Source organism: Methylosinus sp. LW3 (assembly GCF_000527115.1).
In the GTDB taxonomy this organism is placed as follows: Bacteria; Pseudomonadota; Alphaproteobacteria; order Rhizobiales; family Beijerinckiaceae; genus Methylosinus.
The window spans coordinates 3,069,071-3,082,523 of the sequence record NZ_AZUO01000001.1 but is presented as its reverse complement, the minus strand read 5'-3'; the positions used below and the strand labels follow the sequence as shown (position 1 = coordinate 3,082,523).

General features: G+C 60.0%; 11 protein-coding genes, 1 tRNA gene and 1 pseudogene. 8 read left to right on the top strand and 5 right to left on the bottom strand.

The window, feature by feature from the left end:
- Window positions 1-4 precede the first annotated feature (4 nt).
- Entirely contained in the window at window positions 5-1,363 is a 1,359-nt protein-coding gene (gene accC / locus METLW3_RS0115415) for an acetyl-CoA carboxylase biotin carboxylase subunit (RefSeq protein ID WP_024880770.1), read from the top strand.
- A gap of 99 nt (window positions 1,364-1,462) precedes the next feature.
- Here the strand turns inward: accC and METLW3_RS29095 are convergent.
- The 3 genes and pseudogenes from METLW3_RS29095 to METLW3_RS0115400 form a co-directional block, all read right to left on the bottom strand.
- Window positions 1,463-1,672, bottom strand: a pseudogene (locus METLW3_RS29095) (transposase); the annotation flags it as partial.
- Window positions 1,673-1,808: 136 nt separating this feature from the next.
- Entirely contained in the window at window positions 1,809-2,906 is a 1,098-nt protein-coding gene (locus METLW3_RS0115405) for a helix-turn-helix transcriptional regulator (RefSeq protein ID WP_024880768.1), read from the bottom strand.
- Window positions 2,907-3,055: 149 nt separating this feature from the next.
- Window positions 3,056-4,003, bottom strand: coding sequence for a UDP-glucuronic acid decarboxylase family protein (locus METLW3_RS0115400; protein ID WP_024880767.1), 948 nt, complete (start codon window positions 4,001-4,003; stop codon window positions 3,056-3,058).
- Window positions 4,004-4,283: 280 nt separating this feature from the next.
- Between METLW3_RS0115400 and METLW3_RS0115395 the strand changes: the two genes are divergently transcribed.
- From METLW3_RS0115395 to METLW3_RS0115375, 4 genes are all read left to right on the top strand, one after another.
- Window positions 4,284-4,359: transfer RNA gene (locus tag METLW3_RS0115395), tRNA-Thr, on the top strand.
- Window positions 4,360-4,522: 163 nt separating this feature from the next.
- On the top strand, window positions 4,523-5,734 hold the full coding sequence (locus tag METLW3_RS0115390; RefSeq protein WP_024880766.1) for an integrase arm-type DNA-binding domain-containing protein: 1,212 nt from the start codon (window positions 4,523-4,525) through the stop codon (window positions 5,732-5,734).
- Between the two features lie 330 nt (window positions 5,735-6,064).
- On the top strand, window positions 6,065-6,301 hold the full coding sequence (locus METLW3_RS27565) for an AlpA family phage regulatory protein (protein WP_024880765.1): 237 nt from the start codon (window positions 6,065-6,067) through the stop codon (window positions 6,299-6,301).
- Between the two features lie 476 nt (window positions 6,302-6,777).
- Window positions 6,778-7,887, top strand: a complete 1,110-nt coding sequence (locus tag METLW3_RS0115375) for a tyrosine-type recombinase/integrase (protein ID WP_024880763.1) — start codon at window positions 6,778-6,780, stop codon at window positions 7,885-7,887.
- Between the two features lie 10 nt (window positions 7,888-7,897).
- Here the strand turns inward: METLW3_RS0115375 and METLW3_RS0115370 are convergent, their stop codons facing one another.
- Entirely contained in the window at window positions 7,898-10,372 is a 2,475-nt protein-coding gene (locus METLW3_RS0115370) for a type ISP restriction/modification enzyme (RefSeq protein ID WP_245267370.1), read from the bottom strand.
- Between METLW3_RS0115370 and METLW3_RS29090 the strand changes: the two genes are divergently transcribed.
- From METLW3_RS29090 to METLW3_RS28280, 3 genes are all read left to right on the top strand, one after another.
- On the top strand, window positions 10,307-11,035 hold the full coding sequence (locus tag METLW3_RS29090) for a hypothetical protein (protein WP_245267366.1): 729 nt from the start codon (window positions 10,307-10,309) through the stop codon (window positions 11,033-11,035). The genes METLW3_RS0115370 and METLW3_RS29090 overlap by 66 nt on opposite strands.
- A 951-nt stretch (window positions 11,036-11,986) precedes the next feature.
- Window positions 11,987-12,385, top strand: coding sequence for a helix-turn-helix transcriptional regulator (locus METLW3_RS27560; RefSeq protein WP_083967480.1), 399 nt, complete (start codon window positions 11,987-11,989; stop codon window positions 12,383-12,385).
- Between the two features lie 10 nt (window positions 12,386-12,395).
- Window positions 12,396-12,866 (top strand): hypothetical protein, encoded by a 471-nt coding sequence (locus METLW3_RS28280; RefSeq protein ID WP_134188295.1) that lies wholly within the window; start codon window positions 12,396-12,398, stop codon window positions 12,864-12,866.
- A gap of 189 nt (window positions 12,867-13,055) precedes the next feature.
- Here the strand turns inward: METLW3_RS28280 and METLW3_RS0115355 are convergent, their stop codons facing one another.
- Entirely contained in the window at window positions 13,056-13,316 is a 261-nt protein-coding gene (locus tag METLW3_RS0115355) for a hypothetical protein (protein WP_064034065.1), read from the bottom strand.
- Window positions 13,317-13,453: the final 137 nt, after the last annotated feature.

Sequence of the window (13,453 nt, the reverse complement as noted above, 5' to 3'; positions counted from 1 at the left end):
GCCCATGTTCGACAAAATCCTCATCGCCAATCGCGGCGAGATCGCGCTTCGCATTCTGCGCGCCGCCAAGGAGCTCGGCATCGCCACAGTGGCCGTGCATTCGACGGCGGACGCCGACGCCATGCATGTGAAGCTCGCCGACGAATCGGTCTGCATCGGGCCGCCGGCGGCGCGCGAATCCTATCTCAACATTCCGGCGCTGCTCTCCGCCTGCGAGATCACCGGCGCCGACGCGGTGCATCCGGGCTATGGCTTTCTCTCGGAGAACGCCCGTTTCGCCGAGATCGTTTCCGAGCACGGCCTCACCTTCATCGGTCCCAAGGCCGAGCATATTCGCCTGATGGGCGACAAGATCGAGGCCAAGGCGACCGCGAGGCGTCTCGGCATTCCCTGCGTGCCGGGCTCCGACGGCCCCATCACCGATGGGAAAGAGGGCGCCAAGGTCGCCGCGAAGATCGGCTATCCGGTGCTGGTGAAGGCGGCCTCCGGCGGCGGCGGCCGCGGCATGAAGGTCGCCCGCAGCGAGGCCGAGCTGCATTCCGCCATCGCCACCGCGCGCGCCGAGGCCAAGGCCGCCTTCGGCGACGACACCGTCTATCTCGAGAAATATCTCGACAAGCCGCGCCATATCGAGATTCAGATTTTCGGCGACGGCAAGGGGCAGGCGATCCATCTCGGCGAGCGCGATTGCTCGCTGCAGCGCCGGCACCAAAAGGTGTGGGAGGAGAGCCCTTCGCCCGCGCTCAATGACGAGCAGCGCGGCGAGATCGGCGAGATCTGCGCCAAGGCGATGCGCGAGATGCAATACGCCGGCGCCGGCACGGTCGAGTTCCTCTACGAGAATGGCTCCTTCTATTTCATCGAGATGAACACGCGGATCCAGGTCGAGCATCCGGTGACGGAGGCCGTGACCGGCGTCGATCTCGTCAGCGAGCAGATCCGCGTCGCCGCCGGCTCGCCCTTGTCGCTGCGGCAGGAGGATATCTGGTTCTGGGGCCATGCGATCGAATGCCGCGTGAACGCCGAGCATCCGTCGAGCTTTCGGCCCTCGCCCGGGCGCATCGCCTATTACCATCCGCCGGGCGGCGTCGGCGTGCGCGTCGATTCCTCCGCCTATCAGGGCTATACGATCCCGCCCAATTATGATTCGCTGATCGGCAAGCTCATCGTCCACGGCCGCAACCGCACCGAGGCGCTGATGCGGCTGCGGCGCTCGCTGGACGAGTTCATCATCGACGGCGTGGATACGACGCTGCCGCTGTTCCGCACGCTGGTGCGCAACGCCGATGTGCAGAATGGCGTCTATGACATCCACTGGCTCGAGCATTTTCTGGCGACGGGCGGCATAGACCCGAGCTTCTGATCAGCGCGCCTTGCGGCGGCCGGGCAGAACGTAAACGGCGGCGAGCGCGGTCTCCAGCTCCGCGCTGCCGGCGGCTTTCGCAGCTTCGCGCAGCAGACTCCACTGGCCGGCGTCCGACCAGCGCAGAAACTGCCGGTAGACCGTGCTCCAATTGCCATAGTGCGGCGGCAGATCGCGCCAGGCGCTTCCCGTCCGCGCGATCCACAGCACGCCGTCCATGACGCGGCGGTGGTCGCGCGGCGGCCGCCCGCGCTTAGTCCCCGTTTCGATAACGAAGCCCGCGCAGAGCGCCCATTCGCCATCGTCCAGTCGGCCGTCGATCACAAGGGTCTCCGCACGCCGTCTCGTGCGCTGAAGCGCGTCGCGCGCGCTTTCTGCGAGAATGCTGCATTCTCTCCTATAGCGGTCGCGCTTTCGGCGTATCCCCCGAATGGAGGAGAAGCGATCAGGGCAGCGTCGCGCCCGACAGCAGGCGCACCAGCTCCACCTGACGCGACACGCCGGTCTTGGCGAAGATGGCGCGCAACTGCGAGCGAATGGTCTCGCCCGAGACGCCGTGCTCCCGCGCGATCTCGGATGCGGCGCGGCCTGCCGCAATGGCGCGGGCGACGCGCGCCTCCGCGGGGGTGAGGTCGAACAGCCCTTGCAGCAGGCCGGCGCTGGGCGGGGCGCAGATGGTCAGCTCGGTGACGATCAGCAGCAGCTCGCCGGCCGCGAACACATCCTGAGCGGCGCCACGGATCGGCGCGAGATGCAGGACCAGCGGCGGCCCGCCCTCGCGAGCAGGCACAGGCAGGGATTGCACCCCGGCAGGCGCGCCGACGACGCGCAGCCGGGCGAGCGCCTGCGCGAACAGCGCATCGGCGCGCGGATCGGCGATCACGGCGCGCTCGCGCCGATCCTGCACCAGCGACGGCACGAAGCGCGCGAAGAGATCATTAGCGAGCAGCAGCCGATGCGCGCGCGACAGCACGGCCGCCGGCAGGCCGAGCGCGCGCATCGTCTCCGCAGCGGCGCGCGCGCGCTCGAGGCCGAGCCGGGCGGCGATCAGCGCGGCGCGGGCGAGATGGCCGCCGATCGTGTCCAGCGCATCGAGCATGGCGCGATCGAAGGGGCCGTCGACGAAGCGCTTTTCCCAGCTGAAGATCAGCATGTCGCCCGAGGGCGGGGCGGCGATCCGGCCGGCGCACCAGCCGAGCCCGAGGCTCCGCAGATAGGCGTAGGTCGGATCGGCGTCCATTTCCTCGGGCGAGAACATCTCAGGGTCGCTGAGGAAGCCCGCGGCGCCGAAGGAGAGCCCGCGCGCCGGTCGCGGATTGCGCGCCGCCCATCCCTGCTCGATGAATTCCGCGAACATGGGCGCAATGCGCGGCGAGGCGGTCCAGCCGGAGAATTGCGAATTGGCCGCGAACAGAATACCGCCGAAAGCGCCGCTGAGAGTCGAGATGGCGTCCAGCACCTCCGGCCACAGCTCTGGAACGACAGCGGCCTCGTAAATGCGATCGGCCAGGCGTTCGAATTGCGGCGGCGCTGATCTGTGCATGGGTAAAATCCGCGGCGGAAACGACCGATGGATGCAATATATCCGCCGCGCAGCTTTGAATATGAGACGGTCTCGCGCGCATTCTCATAACGCCGGCGCGCGCGCCGAAAATCGTCGCTACTCGCCCGGCCTCGCCGTCAGAACGCGGCTCAGGCCTCGCCCAGCAGCTCGTCGAAATAAGCAATGGTGCGCAGCAGCCCCTCGCGCAATTGAATTGTCGGTCCCCAGCCGAGCAGGCGCTCCGCCGCAGAAATATCCGGCCGGCGCTGCTTGGGATCGTCCGCCGGCAGCGGCTCGAAGACGAGCTTGGAGGAGGAGCCGGTGAGGTCGATCACCTGCTCGGCGAGCTGCCGAATGGTGAATTCATTCGGATTGCCGATGTTGATGGGGCCGACGATATCGTCGGGCGAATCCATGAGCGCGGTGAAGCCGCCGATGAGATCGTCGACATAGCAGAAGGAGCGCGTCTGCTGGCCTTCGCCATAGATGGTGATGGGCTCGCCCTTGAGCGCCTGCACGATGAAATTGGAGACGACGCGCCCGTCGCGGGCGTGCATGCGCGGCCCATAGGTATTGAAGATGCGCACGACCTTGATCTTCAGCCTATGCTGCCGATGATAGTCGAAGAACAAGGTCTCGGCGCAGCGCTTTCCTTCGTCATAGCAAGCGCGCGGTCCCAGCGGATTGACATTGCCCCAATAGGATTCCGGCTGCGGATGCACGGAAGGGTCGCCGTAGACCTCCGATGTGGACGCCTGAAACACCTTGACCTTCAGCCGTTTGGCGAGGCCCAGCATGTTGATCGCGCCGATCACGCTGGTCTTGGTCGTCTGCACCGGATCGAATTGGTAATGGATCGGCGAGGCGGGGCAGGCGAGATTATAGATCTCGTCGACCTCGACGAAGAGCGGAAAGGTTATATCGTGGCGCAGCAGCTCGAAATTGTTGTGATCGAGCAGGTGATGAACGTTTCTGCGCTGGCCGGTGAAGAAATTATCGACGCAGAGGACCTCGTGTCCCGCGGCGAGCAGCCGCTCACAAAGATGCGACCCGAGAAAACCAGCGCCACCGGTGACGAGAATTCTGCGGCTTTCCATGCGAGCGCCCTGCATAGCCCCGAAAAACAGCGTGTTCTCGAATTGCGATTCGTGGCGGCGCTGCGGTTTCAGATAGCACCTCGACCCGCGCCGCGCAACGCCGCCGCTTCCCCCTCGCGACGGCCGTGAGACGCCGCCGGCGCCCGGAGTGAATTTGAGCGCTCGAGCATTTCACTCGAAACGGAAAGCCCGCCTGAGCCAGCGGCTGCGCTCTTTTCCGAAACGACACGGCAGCGTATAGAGAGGCCCGACGCCGCAACGCAAACCGTTCGGTCGAGGGGCCGGTTTAGCTCAGCTGGTAGAGCAACTGATTTGTAATCAGTAGGTCGCGGGTTCGAATCCTGCAACCGGCACCATCTCCCCGTCCAAGATCGTCCGATGACGTCCAAAAAACCCTGAAAAACAAGCAATTATCGGCGAAATGGCGTCCGAGGACGTCTCGCGGGGCGTGTTGGTATCCTTCGCAAAGGTTGGTATTTTTGTTGGTCTCTGCGAAACCCCGTTCCGGCGGATACCAACATGCCTCTCACCGACCTCGAACTCCGCGCCGCCAAGCCCCGCGACTCACTGTTCAAGCTGTCCGATGGCGGCGGCCTGCAATTGTGGGTCTACCCCGATGGCGCGAAGCGCTGGCGCATGGCCTATCGCTTCGCCGGAGCCCAAAAGGCGCTGGCGATCGGCGTATACCCCGCGGTCGGCCTCAAAGAGGCGCGCGAGGCGCGGGAGCAGGCCAAGCGCTCGCTCGCCGAGGGACGCGACCCGTCGCTCGTCAAGAAGATGGCGAAGGCTGCGAAGGCCTCCGCCTCGGCCAATACTTTCGACGCGCTCGCGGGCGAGCTGCTCGACAAGAAGCGCCGTGAGGCGAAAGCCGAGCGAACTCTCTCCAAGCTGGAATGGCTGCTCGGCCTCGCTCGCCCGATGATCGGCGCGCGGCCGATCGCCGAAATCACTGCGCCGGAAATTCTCGCCGTCTTGCGCAAGGTCGAGTCGCGGGGCCGGCTCGAAACCGCGGCGCGCCTTCGCGGGACGATCGGCGAAGTCTTCCGCTTCGCCGTCGCGACGGGCCGCGCCGAGGGCGACCCCACGGGAGCGCTCAAAGGGGCCATCGCGACGCCGATCGTCCAGCACCGCGCCGCCATCATAGAGCCCAAAGCTTTCGGCGGGCTTCTCCGCGCCATTGCGAGCTATGAGGGCGCGCCCGAGACTTGCGTCGCGCTCGAACTCATGACCTTGACCTTCGTCCGCCCGGGCGAGCTGCGCTCGGCCGAATGGGCGGAATTCGACCTCGACAAGGCGGTTTGGGCGATACCGGGCGAAAAGATGAAGATGCGCCGGCCGCATCGCGTTCCGCTCTCGCCGCGCGCCGTCGCGATCTTGCGCGATTTGAAAGCCCTTACCGGACACGGCCGCTTCCTTTTCCCCTCGGTCCGCTCGGCCGACCGTTGCATGAGCGAGAATACGGTCAATGCAGCGTTGCGCCGGCTCGGCTTCGAAAAGGAGGAAATGTGCGGCCACGGCTTTCGCGCCGCGGCGTCTTCTATGTTGAATGAAAGCGGCCTGTGGAACGTCGACGCGATCGAACGGCAATTGGCGCATGTCGATACGGACGCTGTCCGCCGCGCCTATGCGCGCGCCGACTATTGGGAAGAGCGCGTGCGCATGATGGATTGGTGGGCGGAGCGATGTGAAGAACTGCGACGCGGAGGCGTCGTTGTTGCTTTGAGAGGCTGAGCGAATACCGAATCGGACGCTACGTGAAACAACGTAGAAGAAAGAAATTCAATTCGTAAACTTCCGATGGTTGTGGACAACTGGGCGTCGCGTCTTAGCGCGATTGCATGGGATGCTATTGTGCATTGTCGGATGATGAATCGCGTGGCGCGGGTCGCGTTCCGACGAAGGCGAGACCAAAAAGCCGCACCAACCCCTGCAAGGGTCAATGCGGCTCGGTGGGTTTGAACCCGCGCTCTGCTTGGAGCGGGTCCGAGCCTACCCCGGAGGGCCGACGGCAGTAAAGCCTTCGATCCTCCGGTTCGCCGTATAATCGGTGAAAAGGATAGGATGACCGAACATAGCCTCTCGGGCGATAATCGCCAAAAGACCAACCCCTCATTCCCCCAAACGGGCTTTCTCCGTCTCTCTTCGATCCTCGCGCCGACGGGACCCATTCCCGTCAGCCGCTCCACTTGGTGGGCGGGGGTCAAGGACGGACGCTTTCCCAAGCCCGTAAAGCTCGGCCCGCGTATCACCGTGTGGCGAGCAGAAGACGTAAACGCCCTCATAGACAATCCGCGGTGACGCATGGCGAGGCGGCACGACGTCCGCCGCGTCAAAATCCATCGGAGCTACACAATCTCAGAGGCGGCGACGCTTCTGGGCGTGCATAAGCTCACGGTCAACCGATGGATAGCCCGCGGTCTTCCCCTCATTGAGCAGAAGCGGCCGTATCTCATTCAAGGAGGCGACTTGCGCGCTTTCTTGAAGGCGAGCCGGCCAGCCCCGCAACCATGCCGTCCCGGCGAAATCTATTGCGTAGCTTGCCGGACGCCTCGGCGCCCGGCCGGCGACATGGCCGATTATATCCCCAAATCAGCGACGAGCGGCCTGCTCCGCGGCATTTGCCCGGTGTGCAATGCGCTCATGCATCGCGTGACGAGACAGGCGTCGCTCGCCGCCGCGAGCGGCAATTTGGACGTCACGCGCCAGCCACCGCAACAACGCCTAGGCGACAGCCGCTCCGCCCTCTCGAATGTTCACTTTCCGAAGGACGAAAAATGACCCCCAAACGAACGCCCGCCAATGAGCGCGTGAAGCGCGCCTATCTGCATTTTCTGAAGGACACCAGGGGCCGCGACGAGGCTTCGCTCGATGCGGTCGCCAAGGCCATCGAGCGCTTCGACGAGTATAATCGCCGGCGCGATTTCAAGAAATTCCACATAGAGCAGGCGCGCGGATTCAAGGCGCAACTCGCCGAGCAGCGCAACGCGCGAACCGGCGCGCCCTTGTCGGCCTCGACCGTCTGCTCGACGCTCGCGGCGCTCAAAGGCTTCTTCAAATGGCTCGCCGGCGAGCCGGAATATCGATCGCGACTCAAATCTGCCGATGCGGATTATTTCAACCCGCCCGACAATCTGGCGCGCATCGCGACGGCGCATCGGCACAAGCCATGCCCGACGCTGGCGCAAATTCGCGCCGTTCTGGACGCAATGCCGACGGAGACCGAGGCTGAACGCCGCGACCGCTCGCTCGTCGCCTTCGCCATTCTGACCGGCGCGCGCGACCGCGCCATCGTCTCCTTCAAGTTGAAGCACATAGACATAGAGCACGATTTGCTCGCGCAGGATGCGCGCGACGTGCGCACCAAGCGCGCCAAGACCTTCACCACCTGGTTCTTCCCCGTCGGCGACGACATTCGGCAAATCGTCGTCGATTGGGTGGGCTTTCTGCGAACCGAAAAAGGCTTTGGGCCGGAAGACCCACTCTTTCCGAAGACACGCCTCGCGCCGGGCGCGGAGCATGAATTCGGCGCGCGGGAACTCGACCGCGCCCATTGGGCCAATGCGGACCCTGTGCGGGCGATCTTGAAGGACGCCTTCCCACGGGCCGGACTGCCCTATTTCCACCCGCACCTGTTCCGCAACACGCTCGCCCAAATGGCCTATGATTTGGGGCTCAATGCCGAGGAGTACAAAGCATGGTCGCAGAACCTCGGACATGAGTCTTGCCTCACGACCTTTTGCAGCTACGGGACGCTTCCGCCGCATCGGCAGGCGGAGATTATTCGCGGCTTGGCGCGCGGCGGCGTACGGAAGGGCGACGCGATCACGGCGGACGCGCTGCGTCGTCTCGCGGATCAAATGGAGCATCGAGCAGCAACTCGCTGAACGCGGCGCGTCAATCGCGCTTCAGCGCCTTCATCGCGTCGATGATTTCCATCGTCTCGACGGACACGCGCGTCACGCGCTGGAGAAGGTCGACGACCTTCTCCTTGTAGTCCGCGAAACGATAGGTGTTGAACTTTTCGCGGATGGTCGGGTCTTTGGGCGTCTTCTCTTTGTATTGGTCGAGAATCCATTCGAGCCCGCTGCGATTGCCGAGCCTGTAATCCCAGGCGCTCACGGGCACGCCGCCGAGTTGCGTCTCGCTATCGAGAGTGATGATCCCATGCTCCTTGTCGGCGCGCAGCACGCATATGGGCGCGACGCGGGCGCGGGCGGCTTTCTCGTCTTTGGCGTCGATGCGTTGCAGTGGCCAAGGCTCGATGCTCTCATAGCGGATATGCAGAGCCACGAGCTTTTCTCCCCATTCCGCCCAACGCCAGAAATCCGCGTAAAAGGGAATGCGCGGAAATTCGCGCGTCAGATTGAGCGCATATTTTTCCCGATAGACCGGGTCATGCAACACGGCGTACACGTAATGGAAGATCGCGTCCTTGGTGATGGGGCGTTTGAGCTTCTTGTAACGCGTTGTGAATTGGGCCAGCGCCCAGTCGGTGATATTGTCGAGGCGGGCACCGTCAGAGCCGATCCGTTTAATCGCGAATGTTTGGCTACCGCCGGACGCTGGACTGACAAAATTCAAATCAGGGATGAGGTCGATCGCGAAACTGAAATATGGTTTTCCCGACGAATCGCCCATTATCGTAATGCATTGATTATGAATTTTTCCATCAGCGAAAATCCGTTCTGTGAGATTTGGCATCTCATTGAGGTGATTTTCTCTATACATAAATTTTGAAATAAAAGGGCGATAATTTGCAACGACAATATTATTTTCTGAAAATTCATACTTAATTCCTGCAATAAGATTTCTTTTCACAGAGCGGGTCCATTTTATTGAGTTGTCAACATATTTTAATGCGGCATTCTTGTCTGTTGTTTTAAGCGTATTAAAGTGAAATAAATCTCTATTGTATGTGTCAATAAGGAAGTGGATTTTTGTAGTCAAGGAGCGGCTATCAAAGTCGTAGACCCAATCGTCTCGATTGGTGGCCACCCCAAGGGAGTAAATCTTGAAAATTGCGCGCTCATCTTTTTCCGTCTTTGCCGCTTTCGTCGCTTTCGACGCGATTGGAGTAAAATTGTCGAAATCATTATCGGCCTGATTGAGCCAAGTCTGTTTGGCGTCGGGCTTTATGTCCGTCATTTCGAGCGATGAGAGTTTCGTCGTCGCCAGAAAGCTGAGCTTGTCGTCGCGCGTCTCCAACTCTGGCCGGCGGGCATACGAAAGTCTCGCGCGCTCCGCTGCTTGTTTACGCTTAACCAAAAACGATATCGCAACCCCGGTCTGAATTCCGAAAACATTATTTTTCGTTCCCGACAATTTCGGATTGGCGCGCACGTCGCCGCCGAGATCAATAACCCAAATCTCGCTAAAATCCCGCGCGACGATCTTGCGAAAGCCGTCAAAGGTGCGCGCGTCGAGGAAACTTCTGTTCGTAACGAAAGCAATAATTCCTTCGTCCTTTAGCCGATCCGACGCCCAGCGAAAAAAACGCGCATACATGTCGTAGAGCTTCGTCTTCTGCGCTGTGCTTTCCTTGATGTAGGTGTCCTTGATGCGTAGATCGATGCGCGGATAGGCGCGGTTCTTGTTGTTGTCGTTTTCGTTTTGCTGATTGGCGTTATAGGGCGGATTGCCGATGATGACGGAAATTTTACGCTGGTTCTGCCGCTTGATGCGCTCGACATTCTCCTCGCTCATCGCGCCGAAAAGCTCTTCCTGATGGCCGGAAAATTTGTCGAGCCCGGCGACATTGTCCAGCGTGTCGACGAAGCAGAGATTGGGGAACTCCGCATATTGGCCGGTGATCGCCGCATAGGTCGCCTCGATGTTCAGATTGGCGACGTAATAGGGCAGGATCGCCACCTCATTGGCGTGCAATTCCTCCTTGTATTTATGCGCGAGCTTTTGCTTCTGACCGCGAAAATGCTCCAGCAATTCGCAGATGAAAGTGCCGGTTCCCGTCGCCGGATCGAGAATCTCGACGCCCTTGTCGACGAGGCTCTTGCCGAAATGCTTCTCGCATAGCCAGTCGGCGCTTTCGATCATGAAGCGCACGATTTCATTGGGCGTATAAATCACGCCAAGCCGATCGGCGGCTTTGGGATTGTAGACCTTGTAGAAATTTTCATAGATGACCTTCAGGAAGGTCTGCTTCTCCGCATGGCTCGGAATCTGCGACGCCGCCGTGCGAATGGCGGCGTAATAGGGCTCGAGCTGCTTCAAGGCGTTCTTCTTCGCGCTGCCGGTGAAGAATTTTTCCTCCAGCGCATACAGCTCCTTGGCGATGTTATTCTGGCGATGGAAATCGCCGTCGTCGAAAACGCGCGCGAAAATGTCTTCCGTCAGAATGTGCTGAATCAGCATCTCGCGCACGTCATCGGGCGTGACGATAGGATTGATCGTGTCGCGGGCGTGGTCGAGGAATTTCTTTTCCGCTTTGGCGAAGGCCTTGTTGCTTTTGCTCGCCTGCTCGATTTTCTCGCGCAGCGCCGTCAGCACGGCGGGCAGGTCGGTCTTGAATTGCTCGACCGCCTTGCGGAACTCCGCGACTTCCGGCCGCTCATAGCTGAAGAACAGATCGAGCAGGCGTTCGAGCCCACGCGGGTCGTCATAGGCGACGCGCGCGACTTCCTGCTTGTTCTGAATCAGGACCGCGCGACGCGAATCCTCGAAAATGATATTGTCCTGCGGATAGCCCTTGCGCTTCTTCTTGTCGATTTCCTTGTCGAGGTCGTCGTCTTCGTCCTTGGCTTCCCAATAGCCGAACGGCACGCGAAGGGAGTAGAGCAGGGCGCCATCGACGTATCGGCGTTCCCTCGCGGGCGTCTCGAACTCGAACTCGGGGATGAAGACGAGATCATATTGCTTGGCCCAGGCCTTGAGCAAATCCTTGAAGGCCTCGCGCACGACGCTTTCGCGTTTGGAGCCGGAAATGGCGCGGAGACGGTCCAGCTCGGCGAGGAATTGGTTAATGAGAAGCTGACTCAAGGTCGGGACCCTTTGGATTTGCAGCAGGGGCCAAGATAGACGCGGAGTCGCCGGCTGCGTCAATCGGGACGTCGAGCGGGACAGGGGGCGGGTAAATCTCTCGCGGAAGCGGCGAGCCGATAGCCGGGGGAAGTGGCACGCGGAGATTTTTTCGGCTTAGGGGGCAAATCAGCGAGCGCGCCTTTGGCCCTGCCGAGAATTTAGTTGGTATATTTGTTGGAACAAATATTTTTCGTTCTCAGAAATAACGCATTAAATCAGCACTTTATTGGCGTAATTCGGCTCCTGCAACCGCACCAATTAAATCAATAACTTGTGTGACGGAAGGTGGTTGATGAAAATTATACCGGACCCGTAGCGGACCTGCTGGTCGAGCTTCCACCTACCCTCACTTTTCCTACGGGGCGAATTCGGCGTCCATCGTTTGGAACGGAGGCTTTGTTCGCTGGTTGGCACGTGTTTATTGGTCGCTTACGATACGAAGTGACCACATCGGGCTAAGCCTCTCTCATTTGTTGACTTATATGGCAACGATCCCTACCTTATGCCTTCGAGGAGCGCTGCAGAAGGTAACCGTCGACCTCGGTCGACGGGAGATTCCCGTCCGGGCCTTCTATGCCTTTCCGCATGTCATCGAGTGGCTCGAAAAAATGCTTCCGACGCTTGAATCTGTCCTAGACGAAGGCAGGCAAAGCCCAGCTGAGCAGGTCGACTTCCTCCTCTACGATTTCATCAGAGGAGCCGACCTTTGCCATTATAAGCGTGCTCACATTATGGTGCCTAGCGAATGCGGAGTCTTCGAAATCAAGACAGCGGATATAAGGTTTTTCGGCTGGTTTCCTGCAGTGGACAACTTCATTGCGGCGGACGTGGTCACGGCTGTTTTCTGCAAGGAACGCGGCCTTTACGACGGTTACCGGGATCAGGTTCGACGACGAAGGGACCTCTTAGATCTCGATGTGCCCAAGTTTCTGAGCGGGGGGATTTTCGATGTCCTTTCTTCTTAAGCTCGACCCGCGCCAACGGAAGGCTGGCCGCTTCATCGGCAGGGTGCGAGACGAAATAATCAAGGCTTTCACGAGCGAAAAGCAAGCGCGTGGTTTGACTCAAGAGCAAGTTGCGCAGGCTCTCGGGATCCATCGCTCACAAGTGAATCGCATTTTAAAAGGCGAAGAAAACCTGACTCTGAGAACGATCTCTGATCTGGCGTGGGCTCTGGACCGGGAAATTGTCTTCCGACTCGAAAAGCCTGAGTCGGTCCCAGGCCAGAACCACGGTGCGGAGCAGCCCGTTGTCGAAAAGCGCCATGTCGGAATTCACTGGCCGCGTACCACCGTAACTCACGTGCAGTCAACCGGACCGACGAGTGTTGTAGAGTCGGCGCTTTAGGAAGTCAGAAATGGAACCAACTGGTTATACCATTTTTTGTGACGACATTCGGTCGGAAGTGGGCGGAAAAATTTCGTTAATTGGCTGCTATAGTGGGGTCATGCTGGTTAGTGGTCATTTTCCAATAATAATTCCAAAATTCGGTCTCTCAATTACCTGTATTTCAGCTATGGAAAAACTAAGGCAGTTCGAGATTAAAGTCTTTTTGCCTTTGGATCCGGATGACAAGCCGTCCATAGCGGAGAATATTGCATTGCCTCCTGATGGAGTGGATGCGTTTGAGCCGTTTGTTCCCGACAGTGATCCAGATGTGTTGAGGCTTGCATTCGTAACGCGTAACTTCATTCTATCTCCACTTGAAATACGAGCGGAAGGAAACATCAAAGTTCGCATTGTTCATAATGAAAGATTGGTCAAGGCTGGAGCGCTGCGAGTTCTCTTAGCGCCTTCCGCCGAACAGCTGAATCCTACCAAAATGTAATTCTTTTCCACTTCTCGCAGGCGCTGCATCCGGCGTCGGGGAGGCGGACAAGGCTTCTCGACGTCAACGCCATGCCGGCTCCGGCACCTAACTCGGTCTCTATGCGGTTGAACGCCTCGATATATTTCAGCTTCCAGCGAAGCGCCTTCTCGCCGGTGTTCGCTCAGGTGCTCGAGGTTTCTCGGTTAGCTACGGCCCCTTCAGCTCGCTGCACCAAGAGTCGACCCAAGTCCCTTTCCCGGTCAGCATCCGCGCCCGATCGGACTCGGCCTGGTCATAGCCGCAGCGGTAGGCGCGCCCCGCCGCTATCCTGACGTTCATCGGGAACATGTCCTGCTCGACCTGCTCATAGACCTCGCGCTCCCACTGCACGCCATGGCGATGACCTGCGTGCCAAGCCGTAGCGAAAAGTACCGCCCATAGCGCGGCTTTTCCAATCCTCTTCCACATGATTCCGATCCTTCAAGAAAAGCAGCCTGTGAAACGAAGGCCTCTCACTTCCTAGGCCGAAATGGAGTGACCTCGGCCGTGAATGACCGCTTGTGGCCTCATTGACGTCGTATAAGCTGTAACTGTAGCATTTAGGT

Excerpts from the sequence above, each read along its gene's own strand:
- accC (WP_024880770.1), top strand. The coding sequence starts at position 5 with ATGTTCGACAAAATCCTCATCGCCAATCGCGGCGAGATCGCGCTTCGC.
- METLW3_RS0115405 (WP_024880768.1), bottom strand. The coding sequence starts at position 2,906 with ATGCACAGATCAGCGCCGCCGCAATTCGAACGCCTGGCCGATCGCATT.
- METLW3_RS0115400 (WP_024880767.1), bottom strand. The coding sequence starts at position 4,003 with ATGGAAAGCCGCAGAATTCTCGTCACCGGTGGCGCTGGTTTTCTCGGG.
- METLW3_RS0115390 (WP_024880766.1), top strand. The coding sequence starts at position 4,523 with ATGCCTCTCACCGACCTCGAACTCCGCGCCGCCAAGCCCCGCGACTCA.
- METLW3_RS27565 (WP_024880765.1), top strand. The coding sequence starts at position 6,065 with ATGACCGAACATAGCCTCTCGGGCGATAATCGCCAAAAGACCAACCCC.
- METLW3_RS0115375 (WP_024880763.1), top strand. The coding sequence starts at position 6,778 with ATGACCCCCAAACGAACGCCCGCCAATGAGCGCGTGAAGCGCGCCTAT.
- METLW3_RS29090 (WP_245267366.1), top strand. The coding sequence starts at position 10,307 with ATGGAAATCGCCGTCGTCGAAAACGCGCGCGAAAATGTCTTCCGTCAG.
- METLW3_RS0115370 (WP_245267370.1), bottom strand. The coding sequence starts at position 10,372 with ATGCTGATTCAGCACATTCTGACGGAAGACATTTTCGCGCGCGTTTTC.
- METLW3_RS27560 (WP_083967480.1), top strand. The coding sequence starts at position 11,987 with ATGTCCTTTCTTCTTAAGCTCGACCCGCGCCAACGGAAGGCTGGCCGC.
- METLW3_RS28280 (WP_134188295.1), top strand. The coding sequence starts at position 12,396 with ATGGAACCAACTGGTTATACCATTTTTTGTGACGACATTCGGTCGGAA.
- METLW3_RS0115355 (WP_064034065.1), bottom strand. The coding sequence starts at position 13,316 with ATGTGGAAGAGGATTGGAAAAGCCGCGCTATGGGCGGTACTTTTCGCT.